The 22,545-nt window shown below is 61.3% G+C and carries 20 protein-coding genes; 6 read left to right on the forward strand and 14 right to left on the reverse strand.

Translation table 11 applies throughout. The annotated features are described in order from the left end of the window. Positions 1–6 precede the first annotated feature (6 nt). A complete protein-coding gene (orn, locus tag AC19YS_RS04270; protein ID WP_124416282.1) occupies positions 7–549 on the reverse strand; it encodes an oligoribonuclease in 543 nt (180 codons plus the stop codon). A gap of 108 nt (positions 550–657) precedes the next feature. Here orn and rsgA point away from each other — a divergent pair, with 108 nt between their 5' ends. Beyond that, entirely contained in the window at positions 658–1,689 is a 1,032-nt protein-coding gene (rsgA, locus tag AC19YS_RS04275) for a small ribosomal subunit biogenesis GTPase RsgA (RefSeq protein WP_003171340.1), read from the forward strand. 36 nt (positions 1,690–1,725) lie between these two features. Here the strand turns inward: rsgA and motB are convergent, their stop codons facing one another. Next, a complete protein-coding gene (motB, locus tag AC19YS_RS04280) occupies positions 1,726–2,742 on the reverse strand; it encodes a flagellar motor protein MotB (RefSeq protein ID WP_106577617.1) in 1,017 nt (338 codons plus the stop codon). A 3-nt stretch (positions 2,743–2,745) separates the two neighbouring features. Beyond that, on the reverse strand, positions 2,746–3,597 hold the full coding sequence (gene motA / locus AC19YS_RS04285) for a flagellar motor stator protein MotA (RefSeq protein ID WP_003217532.1): 852 nt from the start codon (positions 3,595–3,597) through the stop codon (positions 2,746–2,748). Between the two features lie 166 nt (positions 3,598–3,763). Here motA and AC19YS_RS04290 point away from each other — a divergent pair, with 166 nt between their 5' ends. Genes AC19YS_RS04290 through asd form a run of 3 tightly spaced genes read left to right on the forward strand, consistent with a single transcriptional unit; the run spans position 3,764 to position 7,049 of the window. Beyond that, complete coding sequence (locus tag AC19YS_RS04290) at positions 3,764–5,299, forward strand: HDOD domain-containing protein (RefSeq protein WP_500601012.1); 1,536 nt, start codon at positions 3,764–3,766, stop codon at positions 5,297–5,299. 57 nt (positions 5,300–5,356) lie between these two features. Beyond that, entirely contained in the window at positions 5,357–6,172 is an 816-nt protein-coding gene (locus AC19YS_RS04295; protein ID WP_200624028.1) for a rhodanese-like domain-containing protein, read from the forward strand. Positions 6,173–6,188: 16 nt separating this feature from the next. Further along, on the forward strand, positions 6,189–7,049 hold the full coding sequence (gene asd / locus AC19YS_RS04300) for an archaetidylserine decarboxylase (protein WP_106577614.1): 861 nt from the start codon (positions 6,189–6,191) through the stop codon (positions 7,047–7,049). Between the two features lie 124 nt (positions 7,050–7,173). Here asd and serB read toward each other — a convergent pair whose 3' ends face one another. After that, entirely contained in the window at positions 7,174–8,388 is a 1,215-nt protein-coding gene (gene serB / locus AC19YS_RS04305) for a phosphoserine phosphatase SerB (protein ID WP_106577613.1), read from the reverse strand. A 134-nt stretch (positions 8,389–8,522) separates the two neighbouring features. On the opposite strand from serB, the gene AC19YS_RS04310 reads away from it, so the two are divergent. Further along, positions 8,523–10,055 (forward strand): AhpA/YtjB family protein, encoded by a 1,533-nt coding sequence (locus AC19YS_RS04310; RefSeq protein WP_119737937.1) that lies wholly within the window; start codon positions 8,523–8,525, stop codon positions 10,053–10,055. A gap of 206 nt (positions 10,056–10,261) precedes the next feature. On the opposite strand, the gene AC19YS_RS04315 is transcribed toward AC19YS_RS04310, so the two are convergent. From AC19YS_RS04315 to AC19YS_RS04355, 9 genes are all read right to left on the reverse strand, one after another. Beyond that, positions 10,262–10,969: a PqiC family protein gene (locus tag AC19YS_RS04315; protein ID WP_164487902.1), complete on the reverse strand. Its 708-nt coding sequence runs from the start codon at positions 10,967–10,969 to the stop codon at positions 10,262–10,264. A 176-nt stretch (positions 10,970–11,145) separates the two neighbouring features. Then, a complete protein-coding gene (parC, locus tag AC19YS_RS04320) occupies positions 11,146–13,410 on the reverse strand; it encodes a DNA topoisomerase IV subunit A (RefSeq protein WP_106577610.1) in 2,265 nt (754 codons plus the stop codon). A gap of 10 nt (positions 13,411–13,420) precedes the next feature. Further along, complete coding sequence (locus AC19YS_RS04325) at positions 13,421–13,942, reverse strand: retropepsin-like aspartic protease family protein (protein ID WP_119737939.1); 522 nt, start codon at positions 13,940–13,942, stop codon at positions 13,421–13,423. Next, positions 13,939–14,934: an esterase-like activity of phytase family protein gene (locus AC19YS_RS04330; protein WP_106577608.1), complete on the reverse strand. Its 996-nt coding sequence runs from the start codon at positions 14,932–14,934 to the stop codon at positions 13,939–13,941. The genes AC19YS_RS04325 and AC19YS_RS04330 overlap by 4 nt, the downstream gene beginning before the upstream one ends. Further along, the gene (gene parE, locus AC19YS_RS04335; RefSeq protein ID WP_106577607.1) at positions 14,934–16,838 is read right to left on the reverse strand and encodes a DNA topoisomerase IV subunit B; all 1,905 of its coding nucleotides are present in this window, start codon (positions 16,836–16,838) and stop codon (positions 14,934–14,936) included. Before parE ends, AC19YS_RS04330 begins: the two co-directional genes overlap by 1 nt. Positions 16,839–16,882: 44 nt before the next feature. Beyond that, on the reverse strand, positions 16,883–17,491 hold the full coding sequence (locus AC19YS_RS04340) for a YqiA/YcfP family alpha/beta fold hydrolase (RefSeq protein ID WP_500601015.1): 609 nt from the start codon (positions 17,489–17,491) through the stop codon (positions 16,883–16,885). A gap of 205 nt (positions 17,492–17,696) precedes the next feature. Then, a complete protein-coding gene (gene cpdA, locus AC19YS_RS04345; RefSeq protein WP_106577605.1) occupies positions 17,697–18,512 on the reverse strand; it encodes a 3',5'-cyclic-AMP phosphodiesterase in 816 nt (271 codons plus the stop codon). An 85-nt stretch (positions 18,513–18,597) separates the two neighbouring features. Then, positions 18,598–19,047: a DUF1249 domain-containing protein gene (locus tag AC19YS_RS04350; RefSeq protein WP_003209507.1), complete on the reverse strand. Its 450-nt coding sequence runs from the start codon at positions 19,045–19,047 to the stop codon at positions 18,598–18,600. Beyond that, complete coding sequence (locus AC19YS_RS04355; RefSeq protein ID WP_119737947.1) at positions 19,038–19,655, reverse strand: NUDIX domain-containing protein; 618 nt, start codon at positions 19,653–19,655, stop codon at positions 19,038–19,040. The genes AC19YS_RS04350 and AC19YS_RS04355 overlap by 10 nt, the downstream gene beginning before the upstream one ends. Positions 19,656–19,850: 195 nt before the next feature. Between AC19YS_RS04355 and AC19YS_RS04360 the strand changes: the two genes are divergently transcribed. Beyond that, a complete protein-coding gene (locus AC19YS_RS04360; RefSeq protein ID WP_106577603.1) occupies positions 19,851–20,597 on the forward strand; it encodes an RsiV family protein in 747 nt (248 codons plus the stop codon). Here the strand turns inward: AC19YS_RS04360 and cytX are convergent. Next, a complete protein-coding gene (gene cytX, locus AC19YS_RS04365; protein ID WP_169368071.1) occupies positions 20,566–21,855 on the reverse strand; it encodes a putative hydroxymethylpyrimidine transporter CytX in 1,290 nt (429 codons plus the stop codon). The two genes, AC19YS_RS04360 and cytX, sit on opposite strands and share 32 nt — an antisense overlap. Between the last annotated feature and the right edge of the window lie 690 nt (positions 21,856–22,545).

Below are 22,545 nucleotides of genomic sequence, written 5' to 3' on the forward strand. Positions count from 1 at the left end.
GAATCTTTAAGCCTTGATGAAATGCTTGCGGTAATGCTGCAACTCAGCAATCGACTCGCGAATATCATCCAACGCCAAATGCGTGCTGCCTTTATGGAAGCTGTCTTTTACTTCCGGCGCCCAGCGTGCGGCCAGCTCTTTCAAGGTGGACACATCCAGGTTGCGGTAGTGGAAGTAGCTTTCCAGCGCTTTCATGTGCGTATAAAGGAAGCGACGATCCTGGCATATGCTGTTGCCGCAGATCGGTGACTTGCCCTTGGGCACCCACTTTTCAAGGAAGGCGATGGTTTCAGCTTCGGCGTCGCGCATGCTGATGCGGCTGTCACGCACGCGCTGGGTCAGGCCGGAGTTGCCGTGGGTGCGCGTATTCCACTCATCCATGGTGGCGAGGACGGCGTCGCTGTGGTGAATGGCGATCACCGGACCTTCGGCCAAGGTGTTGAGGTTGCTGTCGGTGACAATCGTCGCCATCTCGATGATGACGTCGGTGTCGGGGTTCAGACCGGTCATTTCCAGATCGATCCAAATCAGGTTCTGTGGGTTTTGCATGGCTTGATTCTCTTGGCACCTTGGCGTAGCTGCGCAGTTTAGCAGGCAGGGGCGTGCTAGACTCGCGACCGTTTTACCTAACTTTTGCATTATCGACACGGAACACCCATGGCCAAACGCCAGCTCAATCGTCGCCAAAACTGGCGCATCGAAAAGATCCAAGGTGAACGCGCTGCTCGCGCCGCCAAACGTGAATCCTCCGCCGTAGAGGCGCTCGAGGGCGGCGACCTGGGCCCCGAACAGACGGGTCTGGTGATCGCGCACTTTGGTGTGCAGGTCGAAGTCGAGGCGCTGGAAGGCGAACTCGCAGGCTCTGTTTCCCGCTGCCACTTGCGCGCCAACCTGCCTGCGCTGGTGACCGGCGACAAGGTCGTGTGGCGCGCCGGCAACCAGGGGATCGGCGTGATCGTCGCCCAGTTGCCGCGCACCACCGAATTGCGCCGCCCTGACAGCCGCGGCCAGCTCAAGCCGGTGGCCGCCAACGTCGACATGATCGTGATCGTGTTCGCGCCGCTGCCCGAGCCGCATGCCAACCTGATCGACCGCTACCTGGTCGCAGCCGAGCATGCCGGCATTCGCCCGCTGTTGCTGCTGAACAAATTCGACCTGATCGACGAGCAGAACGCCCCGGCGCTCAACGCGCTACTGGCGGTCTACCGCACGCTGGGTTACCCGGTGCTGGAAGTCTCGGCGCATCACGGCAATGGCATGGAACAGCTGCAACAGCAGTTGGACGGGCGCATCAGTGTGTTCGTCGGCCAGTCGGGCGTGGGCAAGTCGTCGCTGGTCAACAGCCTGCTGCCGGAAGTCGACACCCGTGTCGGCCCGCTGTCGGAACTGTCCGGCCAGGGCACCCACACCACCACCACCGCGCGGTTGTTCCACTTCCCGGGCGGCGGTGAGCTGATCGACTCCCCGGGTATTCGTGAATTTGGCTTGGGCCACGTCAGCCGCAGCGATGTGGAAGCGGGCTTCATCGAGTTCAACGACCTGATCGGCACCTGCCGCTTCCGCGACTGCAAACACGACCGCGAGCCCGGTTGTGCACTGCTCAAGGCGCTGGAAGACGGTCGCGTTCAGCAGCAGCGCATGAACAGCTACCGGTCGATTATTGCGAGCTTGCCCGAGAGCAGTTACTGAACCGTTGTGGCGAGCCCGCTCGCCACAATCGCTCTGTTACGACCCAGGCGCCGTAGGATCTTTCACCCCACCATCATCAAACAGGTTCAGCTTCTGCCGCAGCTCGTGGGCCGGCAGCGGTTCCTGCCCTGGCGGAATCGCGTTCGGGTCGGCCGGCACTTCGCCCGGTGCGCCCTCGCCTTGGGTCGGTGCCGCCGGCGCTGCGCCCTGATCGCCTTCGATCGCACGCTGGGCCTTTTTGGTCAGCACGACAATATCAATCCGACGGTTGATCGGGTTGAACGGATCTTTAGGATCAAATAGCTGCGACGACGCAAAACCCACCACACGCGCCACTTGCGGGTCCGGGTAGCTGCCCGCGACCAGCGCACGGCGGGCGGCGTTGGCGCGGTTGGCCGAGAGTTCCCAGTTGCCGAAGTCACCCTGGCCCGCATACGGCTTGGCGTCGGTGTGGCCGCTGATGCTGATCTTGTTCGGCACCGCCTTGATGGTGTCAGCCATGGCCAGCAGGATGTCTTCAAAATAGGGTTTCAGACGCGCGCTGCCAGAGTCGAACATCGGCCGGTTGGCGGCGTCGGTGATCTGGATGCGCAAGCCTTCCGGCGTGATCTCGAAAGAAATCTGATCCTTGAATTTGAGCAGCTGCGGATTCTCTTCAACCTTGGTCTGCAGTTCCTGCAGCAACAATTCCAGACGTTCCTGCTCGACCTGCTCGGCCATGGCCTCGACGGTATCGCGCTCGATTGGAATGTTTTCCTGCGGCGATTCGGTCTTGACCTCCGGGTTGATGGTGCGCTCGGGCGCCAACTGCGGCGAGCCGCCCAGGTCGATGACAAACGGTGTGCCGCTTTCCGAAAAGCCAATCGGGTCTTTGAAGTAACCGGCGATGGCGATCTTCTGTTCGGGCGTGGCGGTGGACATCAGCCACAGCACCAGGAAGAACGCCATCATCGCCGTCGCAAAGTCGGCGAAGGCGATTTTCCAGGCGCCGCCATGGTGCCCCGCAGCGAAGCGCTTGACGCGCTTGATGATTATCGGCTGGTTGTTTTCCATGACTTAGCGACCGCGAACCGCTTGTTCCAGCTCGGCAAAACTTGGGCGATGTTTCGGGTACAGCACCTTGCGCCCGAACTCCACCGCCAGCGATGGCGGCATGCCGGACGCCGAAGCCACCAGACAGGCCTTGATTGCTTCGTACAAATTCACTTCTTCCTTGGCATCGTGCGCCAGGGAGGTCGCCAGAGGGCCGAAGAAACCATAGGCCGCGAGAATACCGAAGAAGGTACCCACCAGGGCCGCGCCCACGTGCATACCGATGGCCTTCTGGTCGCCTTCGCCCAGGGACGCCATGGTCACCACGATGCCGAGTACCGCCGCGACGATACCGAAACCGGGCATGCCGTCGGCGATGCCGGTCACGGCGTGGGATGGGTGTTCCAGCTCTTCTTTGAGGCTGAACAACTCCATGTCGAACAAGCCTTCCAGCTCGTGCGGCGCCATGTTGCCGGAGGACATGATGCGCAGGTAATCGCAGATGTAGGCGGTCATGCGCTCGTCTTTGAGCACCGCCGGGTACTTGGCGAAAATCGGGCTGGCGGCGGCGTCTTCAATGTCGCCTTCGATAGCCATCATGCCTTCGCGGCGACTCTTGTTGAGGATCTCGTAGATCAGCCCCAGCACTTCCAAATAAAAGGTGTGGGAGAAGCGCGAGCTGAACATGCCCAGCGACTTTTTGATCACGTGCATGGTCATGTAGCCGGGGTTGGCCTGCAGGAATGCGCCAAACGCGGCACCGCCGATGATCAACACTTCGAAGGGCTGGATCAGCGCGGCAATTTTACCGTGGGACAGGACGTACCCACCGAGCACACTTGCGATGACGACGATGATGCCGATAATTTTAGCCATAGGAGATTGGTACTTGCGCCGTCGGGTTCATGGACATATTGGGTGAAGCTGAAAACTCTTGTTCTACTTATCGGCAAAACTGCGCCAGACTATAGCCCGTTAAGGCGAAAAGCCAATTCGGCCCGTTCCGGGCGTGTAGAACGCAAGTGATGATCGCGCCCCAATCATGGCTAATGAAACGACAGCTCCAACGACAAAACCTACTACCCTCGCGGCTTGGATAAAGCGCCTGGACGATGTGCTGCTGCCTGTTCCTCAGGCTAGTCACGAACGCGTGTGCAAGGCCATCCGCGATAGCCGTAGTTCTTTACGGGATATTGCCGAGCTGATGCAACACAGCCCGGCGCTGGTGCTCAGCGTGATGCGCGAGGCTAACGGCCAGGCCCATGGCAGCCTGTCGGGGCCGGCGGAAAACCTCGAAGTGGCGCTCAACCGCCTCGGCCTCAAACGCGCCGAGGAGTTGCTGGCGCGCCTGCCCTCGGTGCCGGAAAAAGACATTCCGGTGGCCCTGCGCCAACTGCTGCTGGTGAGCCAGCACGCCTCCCAGCAAGCCAACGGTTTGTTCGCCAGCCGCCTTGCGCGGTTGTGGCAAGACATTCATTGGGGCAGCCTGCTGTTTCTGTCGCCGCTGTGGCCGATGGCCGTCGCGTACCCCAAGCTTCTGGAAGAATGGGAACTGCGGGTGATCCACAAAGGCCAGTCGGCACACAAGGTCGAACAGGCACTGTTCGGTGTGCGCCTGCTGGACTTGTGCCGCGGTTTGACCGAAGCCTGGCACCTGCCAATCTGGGTCTCCCAAGGCTACAACCTGCTGCTGACTGAACAGCGCTTGCTGGTCAAGGCGCTGCGCATCGCCCGTGAAGACGACGCGCTGCGCCAACAGCAATTGCTCGACGCCGAACCCAACCTGCGCCGCTGGCTGAACCAGCCGGCCAACACTGTGCTGCTGGCCAACGGCCTGGCGATGTCGGCGCAGGAATCCTGGACTTGCCCGCACACCGAGCGCTGGCAGTACCTCACCGCGCTGTACCTGCAAGAGCCGCTGAGTGACGTGCAGCAACAGGTTCACCAGCAAGCGGTGACCAGCGCACGCACAACCTTGATGCCTGACCTCTGGCACCCGGCGTTGTCGCTGATCTGGCCGTGGCATGTGCAGAAAATCCATCGCGGCCTGTTGCCGGCGCCGCCGCCCACTGCCGAGGCACTCGCCGTGTGGCGCAAGCGTTGCACCGAGCTGCTGGTCGAACCGAGCCGTTTTGCCAATGCCATGCACCTGACCACCTGCGCCCGAGAAGCCCTGGTTGCCAGCGGCATGCAGCGCGTCTTGCTGTTCATGGCGGACCGCGCCTTGAGCACCTTGCGCGTGCACCAGGCCGACGGCTTGCCCAGGGACGCGGCGAACCTGAGCCTGGACGTGGTCAACAGCACGCTGCTGCAGCGCCTGCTGGAAAAATCTGCCCAGGTACGCCTCACGCCAGACAACCACGCACAGTTCTCGGCCTTGCTGCCGCCGATCCTGCGCCGCCTGTTCAATGGCGAACACATGTTGCTGCGTTCGTTGAGCTGCAACGGCAAGGTCGTGATGCTGATGGTCGCCGATCAGGGCGGTGGCCCCTTCTCGGAAACCACCGTGCAGGCCTTCGGCAAAACCGCTCAATGCATCGAGAAAGCGCTGCACAGCTTTACCAACCGCAGCGCTTGATGCTTGCGCTACAATCGCCCTCTTTTATCGCCAACAATTGTGCCCAGGAGACCTCACATGCCTGACTTCTCTGGCTTGCCGCTGGTGATCGAGTCCAGCGACCTGCTCGGTCAACTGGATGCCGAACACCTGATTCTGGTGGACCTCACCAGTGCCGCCCGCTACGCCGAAGGGCATATCCCCGGCGCGCATTTCGTTGACCCCAAGCGCACCCAACTGGGCCAGGCGCCCGCACCCGGTTTGCTGCCGCACAAGGCCGACCTCGAAAAATTGTTCGGCGAACTGGGCCACACCCCGGATGCCACCTACGTGGTCTACGACGACGAAGGCGGCGGCTGGGCCGGGCGCTTCATCTGGTTGCTCGACGTGATCGGCCACCAGAAATACCACTACCTGGACGGCGGCCTGCTGGCATGGCTGGACGGTCAGCACCCGCTATCCACCGAGGTGCCCGCCCCCGTCGGCGGGCCGGTGAGCCTGACCTTGCACGACGGCCCTACCGCCACCCGCGAATACCTGCACAGCCGACTCGGCGCGGCCGACCTGGGTATCTGGGACGCACGCGGCCCCCTGGAATACTCCGGCGAGAAAGTGCTCGCAGCCAAGGGCGGACACATCCCCGGCGCGGTGAACTTCGAATGGACCGCCGGCATGGACAAGGCGCGCAGCCTGCGTATCCGCCGCGACATGCCGCAGATTCTGGAAGACCTCGGGTTGACCAAAGACAAAGAAATCATCACCCACTGCCAGACTCACCACCGCTCTGGCTTCACCTACCTGGTGGCCAAGGCGCTCGGTTATCCGCGAGTCAAAGGTTATGCCGGTTCCTGGGGCGAATGGGGCAACCACCCCGACACCCCCGTTGAGATTTAAGGTTTAAGGACAGTTAATGAAAAAGCAGTTGTTTATCCTCAGCCAGTACTTGCTGCCGCACCACTTGCTCTCGCGACTGGCCGGCTGCATCGCCGAGTGCCGCGTGCGCTGGTTCAAGAACGCCTTCACCGCCTGGTTCGCCAAGCGCTATCAGGTGGACATGTCCCAAGCCCTGGTTGAAGACTTGACCGCCTACGAGCATTTCAACGCCTTCTTCACCCGCGCCTTGAAAGACGGCGCGCGCCCGCTGGATCAAACCCCAGGCGCGGTACTCAGCCCGGCCGACGGCGCCGTCAGCCAGCTTGGCCCAATCGAACACGGCCGCGTGTTCCAGGCCAAGGGCCACAGCTTCAGCGTGCTGGAATTGCTGGGCGGCGATGCCGCATTGGCTGCACCGTTTATGGGCGGTGATTTCGCCACTATTTACCTGTCGCCCAAGGACTACCACCGCGTGCATATGCCGCTGGCCGGTACGCTTCGCGAGATGGTCTACGTGCCAGGTCGAATTTTCTCGGTCAACCAGACCACCGCCGAAAACGTGCCTGAACTGTTTGCCCGTAACGAACGTGTTGTCTGCCTGTTCGACACCGAACGCGGCCCGATGGCGGTGGTGTTGGTGGGTGCGATGATCGTCGCGTCGATTGAAACCGTATGGGCCGGGCTGGTGACGCCGCCAAAACGCGAGCTGAAAACCTTCCGCTACGACGAGGCTGCACGCGCACCGATTCACTTGGAGAAAGGCGCAGAACTGGGCCGCTTCAAGCTGGGTTCGACTGCAATTGTGCTGTTCGGGCCGGACCAGGTTAAGTGGGCCGAAGAACTGGTGGCAGGCACGCCGGTACAGATGGGCCAGGGCATCGCCGCTCCTAAAGCCTGACACCAAACCCAATGTGGGAGGGGGCTTGCCCCCCGAAAGCTGTGTTTCAGTCACCTCATCGGGTGACTGACTCATCGCAATCGGGGGCAAGCCCCCTCCCACATTTTCAACTGCGTTTTGCCAGTTACAACTGACCGTCGCGGTCGCGCAAGCCCAGCAGGTACAACACGCCATCCAGCCCCAACGTCGAGATCGCCTGCTTGGCCGATTGCTTGACCAGCGGCTTGGCGCGGAACGCCACACCCAACCCGGCGATTGCCAGCATCGGCAAATCATTGGCGCCGTCACCGACCGCAATGGTCTGTTCCAGACGCAAACCTTCCTTATGCGCCAATTCCCTCAGCAAATCCGCTTTGCGCTGCGCGTCGACAATCGGCTCCACCGCCACGCCCGTCACCTTGCCATCCACCACTTCCAGCTCGTTGGCGAACACATAATCGATGCCCAGCTTGGCCTGCAGTTGCTTGGCGAAGTAGGTAAAGCCGCCCGATAGAATCGCGGTCTTGTAGCCCAGGCGCTTGAGCTCGGCGAACAGGGTTTCGGCGCCTTCGGTCAGGCGCAGCGAGGCGCCGATCGAGTCCAGCACGCTCACATCCAGGCCTTTGAGCAGCGCCAGGCGCTCCTTGAAGCTGGCACGGAAATCCAGCTCACCGGCCATGGCGCGCTCGGTAATTTCAGACACTTGCTCGCCCACACCGGCAGCCTTGGCCAGCTCGTCGATGACTTCGGCTTCAATCAGCGTGGAGTCCATGTCGAACACCGCCAGGCGGCGGTTGCGGCGGAACAGCGAGTCTTCCTGGAAGGCGATGTCGACATTCAGTTCCTGAGCCACGCTCAAGAACTCGGCGCGCAGGGCTTGCGGATCCGCCGGTTCGCCGCGCACGGAAAACTCGATGCAGCCCTTGCCTTTGTCGGCTGGCGTATCAAGCGGCATGCGACCCGACAAACGGTCGATATGATCAATATTCAAACCGTACTGGGCGGTAATCGAGCTGACACGTTGCAATTGCTCGGCGGTGACCTTGCGGGTCAGCAGCGTAACGATGTGGCGTTTTTTGCCCTGGCCTTCCACCCAATGCTGGTAATCGGCTTCGGACACCGGCGTGAAACGCACCTGCTGATCGAGCTTATACGCCGTAAACAGGATGTCCTTGAGCACCGAAGAAGCCTGTTCGGTACTCGGGATTTCCACGAGGATGCCGAACGAGAGGGTGTCGTGGATCACCGCCTGGCCGATGTCGAGAATGTTCACACCACCCTGGGCCAGCACACCGGTAATGGCTGCGGTGAGACCCGGTCGGTCAACACCTGTGATGTTTATCAGGACAATTTCGCGCAAAGCGCACCCCCAGGCTGGAAAAAAACCGCATTCTACCCACTTTCAGTGACCATCGGGCACAGCCAGCGCTTTGCCGGTCCCAGGCCTGTCGCTATACTGCGCGTCAACTTCACGGACTAAAGAGCCGAGCTCAAGTGAACCGGCCTACGCCAGTAAAAACCGATAACTTCTTCCTGCTGATCTTCCGGGCACTGCGCCACCGCCGTGTACCGATCGCATTACGCATCGCCAGCCATAACGTGATCCTGGTCGCTCTGGCCCTGGTGATCTATGCCTGCGTGATGGGCTTGCAGTTCAAGCAGGCCATGCACGAGCAAGCCGACGCCCTGGGCGAGAGCCTGACCACTCAGACCGCCACGTCGGCGACTGAGCTGCTGGTGTCTAACGACATTCTCAGCCTCAACGTGCTGCTCAACAACCTGACCAAGAACCCGTTGGTGGCCCACGCCGCGATCTACAGCGTGGACAACCGGATCATGGCCGAAGCCGGGCAACGCCCGAAAAACGGCCTGCTGGGTGAAGCCGAAGGTTTGTATTCGAGCAACATCACGTTTCAGGATGTGAAGGCCGGCCAACTGCGCATCAGCCTGGACATGCAGCAATTCCAGCAGCCGATGACCATCAGCCTGCAAAGCATGGGTATCCTCAGCGCGATCCTGTTGGCATTGGCCCTGGCCTTGAGCTTGCGCCTGGGGCGGCATATCTCCACGCCGCTGATGCAGCTGCGCATCTGGCTGCGCGATATTGACGAACACACCCCGGCCACTGATCGCCAGGATGAGATCGGCGACCTCGCCCGCCAGCTTCACGCCAGCTTCGCACCCGAGCCGGTAGTGCCCGAGGTCGAGCCAGAACCCGAGTACGACGACACCGATTACGACGACGAACCCGAGTTTGAAGTGCGCGACCTGCGTGATCCAGGCTTTGACGAAAGTGCGCCGGTGGCAGGCCTCAAGCCCGCGCCCCGCCAGGTCATCAAGGCTGAGGAAGATGAACTGGATGACGAAGACCCGTTCTCCGACCTGCGCGATACCTCGGCCGCCACCGCGGCCGTCGCGCCTAAGCCTGCGCCGGTGAAGAACACCGAGCCCCAGCACAGCGCCGTATTGGCCGTGCAACTGGGCGCCCAGGACCAACTGCGCCGCCTGCCCCGCGCCCGCCTGACGGAATTGCTGGAACGCTACCGCGACTGCCTGGATCAGGCCGCCTCGCTGTATCAGAGCGAACTGCACACCCTGAACGACGGCAGCACGCTGATGCTGTTCCACAGCGAAGACAGCGGCGAAGATTACCTGACCAATGCTATTTGCTGCGGCGAGTTGTTGCGCGCCCTGGGCCATGCCCTGCAGATCGAAGTGGCCGACAGCGGCATCACCTTGCAACTGCAGCTTGGTTTGACCGTGGGCGATGATCTGTTTGGCATGAGCCAGATCGATCTGCTGCTGACTGAAATCGCCCAGGATGCGCTGGCCTTGTCGCAACACAGCCGCAACCTGCTGCTGGTGGAGCGCAAGATCAGCGAAGACGCATTGATTCGCCAACGCGCGCGTATCCGCCCGATTGCCAGCCCTGAAGGCGCCAGCTGTGTGGAACGCTTGATGGAGCCGTATCCGTCGATGCTGGAGCGGCAGTTGGCGCGGATGCATGAGACCCGTACCAAGTCCTGAAGACACCGCCCAGCCCACTGAGAAGTGGGCTCGTGAGGGAGCGGGCTTGCTCGCGAAGGCGGCGTGTCAGTGGCCAGGCTTATCGACTGATCCAACGCATTCGCGGGCAAGCCCGCTCCCACATTAATCTGCAGCGCAACTCAAATCCCGGACAAACAAAAAAGGCCTGCTGAATAAGCGGGCCTTTTGTTTGTCTGCGATTCAGATCAGAACCTGAACACTTCCATGTCCGTACGAATCGGCGTAGCCATCGGCATCTTCGGCTTTTCCGGCGCTGCGGGCTTGGCCTGAGCCGGGGCTTGCTTGCGCGGTGCCTCGGCAACCGGCGGCTGGTTGGCCAATGGCTTGAGCGCCACCGACAACTGCTGCGCCAGATGCTGCAACAACACGCCCTGGGCCTGGACCTGGGACGCGGTGGTGCCGCTGTGTTCTTCCTGCAAATGCACGATGCGGTTATCGCGCACCTGGCCACGGCGGTCGATCAGACGCCACTGCGCGTCGAGGATGGCCGGCTGCGAGGCGCCCGAGTCAAGCCGCGTAATGGTCAGTAACACCTGCACATCCGGAGTAAAGCCGGTTGGCGCAGGCGCGAGCACCACACGCTGACTGTCCAGATGACCGGCCACTTGGCGCAACATCAACTGGTTGATGTCGGACGACAAACTGCCCGCCCAACGGCCGTCAGTGGAACCTTGCAGGCTGCCGTCGTTCTGACGTTGCAGCAGGGTTTCGCGTTGCAGGTAATCGGCAACGACTACCGGGCCAAGCAATACGGCCATGCCAGCGGTTTGCGCTGGCTGAGCTGGACTTCCGCTGTCCAGCTGGTACAGCGACACCGGCTGGTGCGTGCTGCAACCCGCCAGCCCCAAAAGGCCAGCGAGCATCAAAAATAAAGGAAGGCGTGGAGCAGTCATCATCCCATCCAGGTGGCTGCCACAAGGCGAACCACAATGTAATACTAAAAATAACCTAAACACGCTCGGCCACGCCGGCGCTGGAAAGGCCATATCATCCGTGAATATGCGCCATGACTCCAGCGCGAAAGCGTCGATCTACGCGTTAAATCGTAGATCGAGGGCTCTAATACGCCTTAAACCGGCGTTTCGACCAACAAAGCATCCACTCGCTGGAAGCCCCGCGGCAGTTTGTTACCGCGCCGCCCACGCTCACCCTTGTAATGTTCCAGGTCGTCAGCGCGCAGCGACAGCGTGCGTTTGCCAGCCTGAAGTACCAGGGTTGAGCCTTCCGGGATCACTGCAATGTCGGTCACGTACTCTTCGCGACTGGCCACCCGCTCCCCGGGAATCCCAATAATCTTGTTGCCCTTGCCTTTACCCAGCTGCGGCAAGTCACTGATCTTGAACACCAGCAGACGCCCTTCGGTGGTCACCGACGCCAGCCAGTTGCTCTCGCGGTCTTCCACTGTGCGCGGCAGGATCACCTTGGCGTTGTTGGGCAAGCTCAGCAACGCCTTGCCCGCCTTGTTCTTGGCCTGCAGGTCTTCACCCTTGACCACAAAACCGTAACCCGCGTCGGACGCGATCACATACAGCGAATCATCATCGGGCAGCAGCACGCATTCGAAACTCGCCCCCGGTGGCGGTGTGAGTCGCCCGGTCAGCGGCTCGCCCTGGCCACGCGCTGAAGGCAACGTGTGCGCCGGCACCGAGTAACTGCGCCCGGTGGAATCGATAAACACTGCAAATTGGTTGGAACGCCCGGCAGCCGCGGTCTTGAAGCCATCACCGGCCTTGTACGAGAGGCCGGTAGCGTCAATATCATGCCCTTTGGCGGAGCGAACCCAACCCTTTTCCGACAGAACGACGGTAATTTTCTCGTTAGGCAACAGCTCGGTTTCTGTCAGAGCTTTCGCTTCTGCGCGCTCGACGATTGGCGAGCGACGGTCATCACCATAGGTTTCGGCATCTTTGATCAGTTCGCTGCGCACCAGCTTCTTGAGCTTGGCTTCGCTGCCCAGCAGCGCTTGCAGCTTGGCTTGTTCCTTGAGCAATGCATCCTGCTCGTCGCGCAACTTCATCTCTTCCAGGCGCGCCAACTGACGCAGGCGGGTGTCGAGAATGTAGTCGGCCTGGATCTCGCTCAGCTCGAAACGCGCGATCAGCTCGGCTTTCGGGTGCTCGGCGGTACGAATGATGTGGATCACTTCGTCCAGGTTGAGATAAGCAATCAGCAAGCCGTCCAACAGGTGCAAGCGACGCTCGACCTTGTCGAGGCGAAATTGCAGGCGGCGGCGTACGGTTTGTATGCGGAACTCCAGCCACTCCACCAGCAAGTTGCGCAGGTTTTTCAGCTGCGGCTTGCCGTCCAGGCCGATGATGTTGACGTTGACCCGGTAGCTCGACTCCAAGTCGGTACTGGCAAACAGGTGCTGCATCAGCACCTCGTGGTCGACCCGGCTGTTGGTCGGGATGATCACGATGCGGCATGGGTTCTCGTGGTCGGACTCGTCACGCAGGTCAGCGACTTGCGGCAGTTTCGACGGTTTGGCCTGCATCAGCGCGGCGATCTGTTCCAGCACCTTGGCGCCGGACACCTGGTGCGGCAGCGCGGTGACAATAATGTCGCCGTCTTCGATGTGGTACACGGCGCGCATGCGCACCGAGCCCTTGCCGGTTTCGTACATTTTCAGCAGGTCGGCGCGCGGCGTGATGATTTCCGCTTCGGTCGGGTAGTCCGGGCCCTGGATATGTTCGCAGAGCTGCTCGACCGTGGCCTTGGGTTCATCCAGCAAGCGTACGCAAGCGGTGGCCACTTCGCGCAGGTTATGCGGCGGCACGTCGGTGGCCATGCCGACCGCGATGCCGGTGGTGCCATTGAGCAGGATATTCGGCAAACGTGCCGGCAACACCAAGGGTTCGTCCAGGGTGCCGTCGAAGTTCGGGCCCCAGTTCGCGGTACCCTGGCCCAACTCGCTGAGCAGCACTTCGGAGTAACGCGACAGGCGTGCCTCGGTGTATCGCATGGCGGCGAAGGACTTGGGATCATCCGGCGCACCCCAGTTACCCTGGCCGTCTACCAGCGTGTAGCGGTAGCTGAACGGCTGGGCCATCAGCACCATGGCTTCGTAGCACGCCGAGTCGCCGTGCGGGTGGAACTTGCCGAGCACGTCACCGACGGTACGCGCCGACTTCTTGTGCTTGGAATCAGCGTCCAGCCCCAACTCACTCATGGCGTAGATGATGCGCCGTTGTACCGGTTTCAGGCCGTCGCCGATATGCGGCAAGGCACGGTCCATGATCACGTACATGGAGTAGTTGAGGTAGGCATTTTCGGTGAAGTCAGCCAGCGACCGGCGTTCTACGCCATCTAAGCTGTCTGCGAGGATGTCACTCATGCGGGCCTCATCATTGTTTGGTCTGGCGCAGCAGCAATGTGCCGCTGCGCTGGGTAAATTCAAGTTGTTTCAATGCGCTCATGCCCAGCAGCACCTGTTCCCCGTCCAAGCCCGGCGCCACGATCGCGCGGACGTCCTGCAGGACGATATCGCCCAGCTTCAGGCGGTCAAGGTGGGTGCGGTAGCCCTGAACACGGCCGTTGGCGGTGCTCAAGGTCACCGGCAGGCCACGTTTAAGCCCGAGGCGGTCGGCCAATTCGGCCGGCACCGCCACATCGGTCGCGCCGGTATCGAGCATAAACTCCACCGGCTGACCATTGATCTGGCCACTGGCAACAAAATGCCCTTGGCCGTTGCCCAGCAATTTCACCTCGATGTACCCCTCGTGTTGCTGCGAGGTCACCACCGCATTGGGATTTTCCTGACGTGCTTCCCACTGCCCAAAAAACCGTGTGGCCAAAAACAGCCCGGCGCCCCATGCCACAAACATCAGCACACGTCCGGCGCGCTTGCCAGGCGGCTGCCCGCTCATGGCTGGGCGCTCCAGCCGCCGGCAGGCGCGGCGAAACGATAGACCACAGGGCGTTTTTCACCATCGGCACGCGGGCCAAAATTGTTGTCGATCCCCAGCCAGGCGCCGTCTGCATCCACCACCAGGGCTTCGGCCAGACCGTAGGGCTGGGCATAGCGCCGTTTCGGCATCAGGGTTTCGTCGGCAAACGACCAGCACAGCTCGACTTTGGCGGTGACCGCATCGCGCCGGCAAATCTGGAACGCATTGCGCTCCAGGGTAAACAGCTTGCCGTCAAACAGCGCCAGGTCGGCAAAATCCTTGGACACAGCCTTGGCGTTGGTGAACTGCGCCGGTTGCACTTCCTGGCCAGCCTCGCTCAATAACACACAGGGACCGTCACAGTCCCATACGCTCTGCCCGCGCTTGATCGAGATTAAGCCACGCCGCTCACGCTCGGCCGCCAGCCAAATCTGATTACCGGCAGGATTCACCGCCAGGCCTTCGAACAAAGCGTTGAAGTGCAGCAACATGCCACTGGCGCGGGCTTCACGCACCATGCCAGGGGCGATTTTCAACCATTCTGGGGCGCCCGCCATCGGCACTTGCAGCACCGCAGCATGCGCTTCGCTGACAATGTAGCGATTGCCGGCGGCATCGCAGGTAATGCCTTCAAAATCCAGGTCGCCACCGCGGATGAACGACGCTGCCTTGGTGCGCGAGCGCAACCCCCAGGGCAACCCGGACTCGGGCACCGGCGGCACGTCAATTTTCACGGTTTCGGCCTGCCAGGTCGGCGCACTGATGTCGAGTCGGTAAATCTGGTCGTCATCGCGATCGGACACCGTCCACAGCTCCTGACCACATACCGCCAGGCCCGAGAGGTTACCGCCGCGCATGCCGTCCACCGGATGCTCGGATATCAGCTTTAGCTCAGCCACGGGCTCGGCGACCACTTGGGCCGCCGCCAACCCGCTCAACATCAGGATCGCCAGGGCGAAACCTGTGCGCATCAGCCCAGAACCTCGGCCAGGTTGCCTTTGGACTCCAGCCAGGCCTTGCGATCCGGTGCACGCTTTTTCGCCAGCAACATGTCCATCATTTCCGAGGTGCCGGCGAAGTCTTCCAGGGTCAACTGCACCAGGCGCCGCGTGTTCGGGTCCATGGTGGTTTCGCGCAGCTGCGGTGGGTTCATCTCACCCAGGCCTTTGAATCGCGTGACCTGTGGCTTGCCGCGTTTCTTCTCGGCGACCAGGCGGTCGAGGATGCCATCGCGCTCGGCTTCGTCGAGCGCGTAGAAAATCTCTTTGCCCAAATCGATACGGTACAGCGGCGGCATGGCAACGTAGACGTGACCGGCATCCACCAATGGGCGGAAGTGCTGGACGAACAGCGCGCACAGCAGCGTGGCGATGTGCAAACCGTCGGAGTCGGCGTCGGCGAGGATACAGATCTTGCCGTAGCGCAGCTGGCTCATGTCTGCCGCGCCCGGGTCGACGCCGATGGCCACGGCGATGTTGTGCACTTCTTGGCTGGCAAGGACTTCGCTGCCATCGACCTCCCAGGTGTTGAGGATCTTGCCGCGCAACGGCAGGATCGCCTGGAACTCCTTGTCTCGCGCTTGCTTGGCAGAACCGCCGGCGGAGTCACCTTCGACCAGAAACAGCTCGGAACGCATCGGGTCTTGCCCGGCGCAGTCGGCCAGCTTGCCCGGCAGTGCCGGCCCTTGGGTAATGCGCTTGCGCTCGACCTTTTTGCTGGCCTTCAAACGGCGGCCGGCGTTATTGATCGCCAACTCCGCCAGGGCCAGGCCCAGTTCCGGGTGCTCGTTGAGCCACAGGCTGAACGCATCTTTGACCACGCCGGAGACAAACGCCGCCGCTTCACGCGACGACAGGCGTTCCTTGGTCTGACCGGAGAATTGCGGCTCCTGCATCTTCATCGACAGCACGAACGCGATGCGCTCCCACACGTCTTCCGGCGCCAGCTTCACGCCACGTGGCAACAGGCTGCGGTATTCGCAGAATTCGCGCATGGCGTCCAGCAAACCCTGGCGCAAACCGTTGACGTGGGTGCCGCCCTGGGCGGTGGGGATCAGGTTGACGTAGCTTTCCTGCACGCTGTCGCCGCCTTCAGGCAACCACAGCAGTGCCCAGTCAACGGCTTCTTTATTACCGGCCAGGCTGCCGCAGAACGGCTCGTTGGGCAGGCGTTCGAAGTCGCTGACAGAGTCTTCGAGGTAGGAACGCAGGCCGTCTTCGTAATGCCACTCGACCTTCTCGCCGGTGCCTTTGTCTTCAAAGCTGACCAGCAAACCCGGGCACAGAACGGCCTTGGCCTTGAGCACATGCTTGAGGCGGCTGATGGAGAATTTGGGTGAATCGAAGTATTTCGGGTCCGGCGCGAAGTACACGCTGGTGCCGGTGTTGCGCTTGCCAACGCTGCCGATCACTTCCAGGTCGGTGGCTTTGTAGCCATCGGCGAAGGTCATCTGGTACTCGTTTCCGTCGCGCTTGACCTTGACCCTGACCTGCGTGGACAGGGCGTTGACCACGGAAATACCCACACCGTGCAAGCCACCGGAAAACTGGTAGTTCTTGTTGGAGAACTTGCCGCCGGCGTGCAGCTTGGTGAGGATCAGCTCGACGCCCGACACCCCCTCTTCGGGGTGGATGTCCACCGGCATGCCGCGACCATCGTCGGACACTTCCAGGGAATGGTCGGCGTGCAAGATGACTTGTACCGACTTGGCATGCCCCGCCAAGGCTTCGTCGACGCTGTTGTCGATGACTTCCTGGGCAAGGTGGTTCGGCCGGCTGGTGTCGGTGTACATGCCTGGGCGTTTACGCACCGGGTCGAGGCCCGAGAGGACTTCGATGGCGTCGGCGTTATAAGAGCTAGCGCTGGGAGTGGCCATGGGGTCTCGTCGTGAGTCGTTCGATTAAAAAGTAACCTGCGGCTTTACAGGGCTGCAAAGTCGAAGGATTGATACTGATCTGCACCAATGCCGGCAAAGCTCAACATCGCCGGCAGTTGCTGGGCGAACCCTTGGTAGCCATGGTCGCCACCGGCCTGGATGCGCAAGGCACAGGCCCGGTAATACTGTTGGGCGAGGCGATAATCCAGGGTTTCATCCCCGGTCTGCAACCACACCTGATAACGCGCGGCGTCCTGCGGGGCTGGCACTTCCAGTTCGTCCAGGGCCGCGACGTGGTCGTGGGTCAGCTCCCAGGTTTCATCGGTGTAGAGGTTCTTCTGGGTCCCCAGGTAACCGTCAAACATCCGATGCGGGCTGACCGCCGGGTTGACCAGCAGCGCCTTGAGGCCATGGCGTTCGGCAAGATGGGTTGCATAGTAGCCGCCGAGTGAGCTGCCGACCAGCAGCGGCCGCCCCAGCTGCGCAATCGCTTCTTCCAATTGAACAATTGCCTGGCGCGGGTGGTGATGCAGGGCCGGCACGCGCAATTGGTCAGCCAGGCCGAGGCTGTTCATCACGGTCATCAACTGACTGGCCTTGTTGGAGGCCGGCGCACTGTTGAAACCGTGGATATACAAGATCGAAGCAGACATGCCGGGCTCTCCGTGCGTCAGCCAAAGAGGCGCAGTTTACAGGGATCGGGGTGGTGTGTGAGGCCCTCTATCCAAAGGACACAGAAGATCCACTGTGGGAGCTGGCTTGCCTGCGATGACGGTGTATCAGTCACACATTTATCAACCGGTATACCGCTATCGCAGGCAAGCCAGCTCCCACACTTTTAACCAGTGTTTGCAGCTTTTAGTAGCCGTTGCTGCCGTAATCGATGGTAAACGCGAAACCTTCGACCCGCTCTACGCCGGTCTCCAACCGCCCGTCGGCGTGCAGGCGCAGCCAGCGGTAACCCGGCGCTTGCTCGCTGACCTTGAAGTCTTCGCTGCCCGGCGCGAACTGAATGCAGGTAGACGGCGACGCCAGCAAGCGCACGCCGTTGCGATCGCGGTCGATTTCCTGATGCACATGGCCCCAGAGCAGCGCCTTGACCTGCGGAAAGCGGTCGAGCACCGCAAACAAAGCCTCCGGGTTGCGCAGGCCGATGGGCTCCATCCACGCACAGCCAATGGGCACCGGATGATGGTGAAAACACACCAGATGATGACGGGAAGGCGCCTCACTCAAGGCCTGGGCAAGCAATTGCAGTTGCTGATCTTGCAAGTAACCGGGCACCGAGCCTGGAACAGCCGAATCCAGCAAGGTGACGCGCCAGTTGCCAATGTCGACGACCGGCTCCAGCAAATCACTGTGTTCGGCGGCGTGGGCCATGATCTGCGGCTCGTCGTGATTGCCGGGAATCCAGCGCGCCGGAGCGTCGATCTGTCGGGTCAGGTCGCGAAACTGTTGATAGGACTCAAGCGTGCCGTCCTGGGACAGGTCGCCGGTGGCCAGCAGCAAATCGATCTGCGGCTGTTGCGAGCGCACCAACCCGATCACTCGCTGCAGGCTTTCGCGGGTGTTCATGCCCAGCAGCGCCCCGTCGGCCTCGGCATACAGGTGGCTGTCGGACAGCTGCACCAGCAGCGCTGGCGCGTCAGGGTTCACGGTGGATACGCTCGGCAAGGCGCTCTCCCAAGGCAATCACAGAAAAGGACATGTGGGCGATTATGCTAGGGCAGGACGCAAAGAGGAAAGACGCAGTTCACATCTACCGCACGACTTCAAACTCATGGCCCAGGGCCAGGCAGTGGCTCAGCCATTCACCGAGGAACACATTGAGCTGTGCTTTCTCATCGGGTTGGTGCATGAACACGTTCGGGTAAGGATAGATGCTGCGAAAGCGTCGTGCATGTTCGGCGCTGATCACTTCGGCCATGCGCGCATCGTGGTAGACCTGCACCTCCAACTGCGGCACCGGCAGCCACGGCAGGCTGTGCTCCTGGCGCACGCGCAGGGTGGTGGTGTACGGGCAGTTGACGATGACTTCAAGGGTCAGCACGCCAAGCATCTGGTCGCCGTGGGTCACGGCAATACGCCGTGCCTCGGGGGTGTGGCGCATGTCGGGCAGCAAGCGCATCAGCCGCGCATAGTTGGCCTCACAGGCGGCTTGCAACCCGATCAAGTCAACGCGATATCGTTCCCGTGCCTTTACTGCCATAACCCCCTCACTTCCGCGCGATTAAGCGCAAGCCATTGCAGGGCGATAATGCTGGCTGCGTTGGAAATTTTGCCGTCACGCACCGCTTGCAAGGCATCTTCAAAGGCCCAGGTGGTGACGCGGATATCTTCTGCCTCTTCTTCCAGTCCATGGACGCCACCGGCCCCGGTGCTGTCGCAACGGCCCAGGTACAAGTGGACAAATTCGGTACTGCCACCGGGCGATGGGAAATATTGGGTGATTGGCCACAGCGCAGAGAATGTCAGCCCAGCTTCCTCCTCGGCTTCTCGGTGTGCAACCTCCTCCGGCGCTTCATCCTTGTCGATCAGGCCGGCAACCATTTCTATCAGCCACGGGTTGTCGGTACGGCCCATGGCGCCCACGCGGAACTGCTCGATCAGCACCACTTCATCGCGCTGCGGGTCATATGGCAACACGCACACCGCGTCGTGCCGAACAAAGACTTCACGGTTGATCACCCGGCTCATGCCGCCGTCGAATTTCTCATGGCGCAGCTGCACGCGATCAAGCTTGTAGAAGCCCTTGTAGGCATTGTCGCGCTGAACAATTTCGATTTTGTTCGGCGTCGATTTGGCAATGTCCGTCATATTCTTCCTCGTTTACGCGGGTGCAATTCGCGCCATCCTAACGCGCCCTTGCCACTTGATGCAGCCCCTTTCCAGTTGCCGGGATAGACGGCGGAGGTCAAACTCACTCTAATCAGCTTAGTGGCGAACTGACGGCTCTGTTCGCAGTCGAAGCGCTACTCTTTTTCGCTTTCCATCGATTTCCGAAGGACGCACATGTCGCTTTTAAAAATCGCCTCCGTGGCTTGTATTGCCTTGACCCTGGGTGCCTGCCAGAGCCTGTTCCAGCCCAGCTACCTGAAGCCGCTGGACACCAAATCGGACGCCTCCGAACAGATCAAACCCGGCTGCGGCAGCCCTGACTGCCCGCTGGTGAACATTGATACCGTGCACTTCCCCAGCGAGCCGCAGCTCGACACGATTGTGGAGCAACGCCTGCTGCAAATGACCCGCACCACGCCCGGCGCCAGCGTGCCGCCGACGCTGAATGCCTACCGGGACAAGTTCCTGCGCGAATCGCCGGACCGCAACAGCATGTACTTGCAGGCCAAGGTACGTGACCAGCATGACGGACTGGTGATCATTGAAGTTTCGAGCTACCTGGACACCGGAGCCGCCCACGGTGAGCCCGGCCGTGGCTTCATCAACTATTCACGCCTGCAGCACAAAGAGCTGAGCCTGACCGACATGCTGCTGCCGGGCCAGGAACAGGCGTTCTGGAACACCGCGAAAGTCGCCCACAATAGCTGGCTGATCAATTCGCAGATGGACCGCGACCCGGAGTTCGTCAAGAACTGGCCGTTCCAGAAAACCCCGAACGTGGCCTTGACCAGCGACGGCGTGGTGCTCAAGTACAACGTGGCCACCATCGGCCCTTACGCATTGGGGCTGATCGAAATGACCATCCCCTATGCGCGTCTGACGGGCGTGCTCAAGCCTGAACTGATGCCCGCGCGCCACTGAAGACCCGGCCCAATATCAACTGCAACAGCCCTGCCAGCACCAGTGCCGGCAGGGTCGCGCCGATATCCGGATACAGGTTGGCCAGCACGTGATACGTGGCAATGCCACCCAGCCAGGCCACCAGCGCCGCCCAGTGCAGGTTGCCAACTGAACCCTGGCCACGGCGGCGCAGGATAAAGTGATCCACCAGCACCACGCCGAACAGCGGCGCGAACACCGAGCCGATCAGCAACAGGAAGTTCTGGTATTGCGCCAACGGCGCGAAGCAGGCGATCAGCGTGCAGATAACGCCGATGGCCAACGCCAGGTGTTCGACCTTCCAACGCAGCAAAATCCCGCTGGAGACTGCCGCCGAGTGAATATCGGCAAAGGCGTTTTCCGACTCGTCCAACAGGATCAGCAAAAGCGGAATGCCCAGACCCGCACCGGCCAGCGCCAGCAACAGCGCATTCACCTCTCCACTGGGCGCAAACGCCAGGGTATAGGCCACCCCCAAACTCATCAGCCAGAAATTGCCGATAAAAAAGCCCAGCGCCGTCCCGCCGAATACATTTTTTGCGCGTTTGCCGAAGCGCGAGTAATCGGCAATCAACGGCAGCCACGACAGCGGCATGGCGATGGCGATATCAAAACCCACCGCGAACGGCATCGAGCCGTCACCGGGTGTTGCCCACAACGCGGCGAGGTCGGCCTTGGCGAACAGGTTCCAGGTCAGCCACAGGCAGGCGGCCAGCAGCAGCCAGATGCCCCACTTGCGCAGGATCTGGCGCACAAAAGTCAGCGGGCCACTGACGGCCAGTAACGTCGCCAAACCACCGAAAAACAGCGTCCACAGCAAAGGACTCGCCAGCAGGCTACCCTCGCTGAATGCTCGCGTGCCCAGCAAACTGGCGGCATCGCGCATCACGATGATTTCGAATGAGCCCCAGCCGACCAGCTGCAGCAGGTTCAGCAATGCCGGCAGGCTGGCGCCCTTGGCGCCGAGACTGAGTTTGAGCGCGGCCATGGCGGACAGGCCAGTGTCGCTGCCGATCACGCCGACGGCGGCCAGCAACAGCACGCCCACCAGCGTGCCGAGAAAAATCGCCAACAGCGAACCGGACAAGCCCAGGCCCGGAGCGAGCAACGCGCCGGTTTGCAGGACCATCAGGCCGATGCCGAGGGAAAACCACAGGGAAAACAGGTCGCGGGCGCCGAAGACGCGTTTGTCGCTCGGCACCGCGATATCAGGGGAGTAGGTACTCGGTTGAATGCTCAAGGGTGTTATCTCTGAGGGACATGTGTTGTTTGAGAGATTGCATTCGCGGGCAAGCCCGCTCCCACATTCGACCGCATTCCAAAGGTGGAACCCGGTCAAATGTGGGAGCCGGGCTTGCCCGCGAAGAGGCCCTTACAGGCGCCCGCAATCCCGGATCAGACCTTGTTGTACAGCTGACTACCTCCCACATCCGACCGCACTCCAAAGGTGGAACCCGATCAATGTGGGAGCGGGCTTGCCCGCGAAGAGGCCCTTACAGGCGCCCGCAACCCCGGATCAGACCTTTCTTGTACAGCTGACTGCCTCCCACATTCGACCGCATTCCAAAGGTGGAACCCGGTCAAATGTGGGAGCGGGCTTGCCCGCGAAGAGGCCCATACAGGCGCCCGCAACCCCGGATCAGACCTTTTTGTACAGCTGACCGCCTCCCACATCCGACCGCACTCCAAAGGTGGAACCCGATCAATGTGGGAGCGGGCTTGCCCGCGAAGAGGCCCTTACAGGCGCCCGCAACCCCGGATCAGACCTTTTTGTACAACTGACTCCCTCCCACATTCGACCGCACTCCAAAGGTGGAACCCGATCAATGTGGGAGCCGGGCTTGCCCGCGAAGAGGCCCTTACAGGCGCCCGCAATCCCGGATCAGACCTTGTTGTACAGCTGACTACCTCCCACATTCGACTGCATTCC

Source organism: Pseudomonas sp. MF08831, from assembly GCF_059862645.1.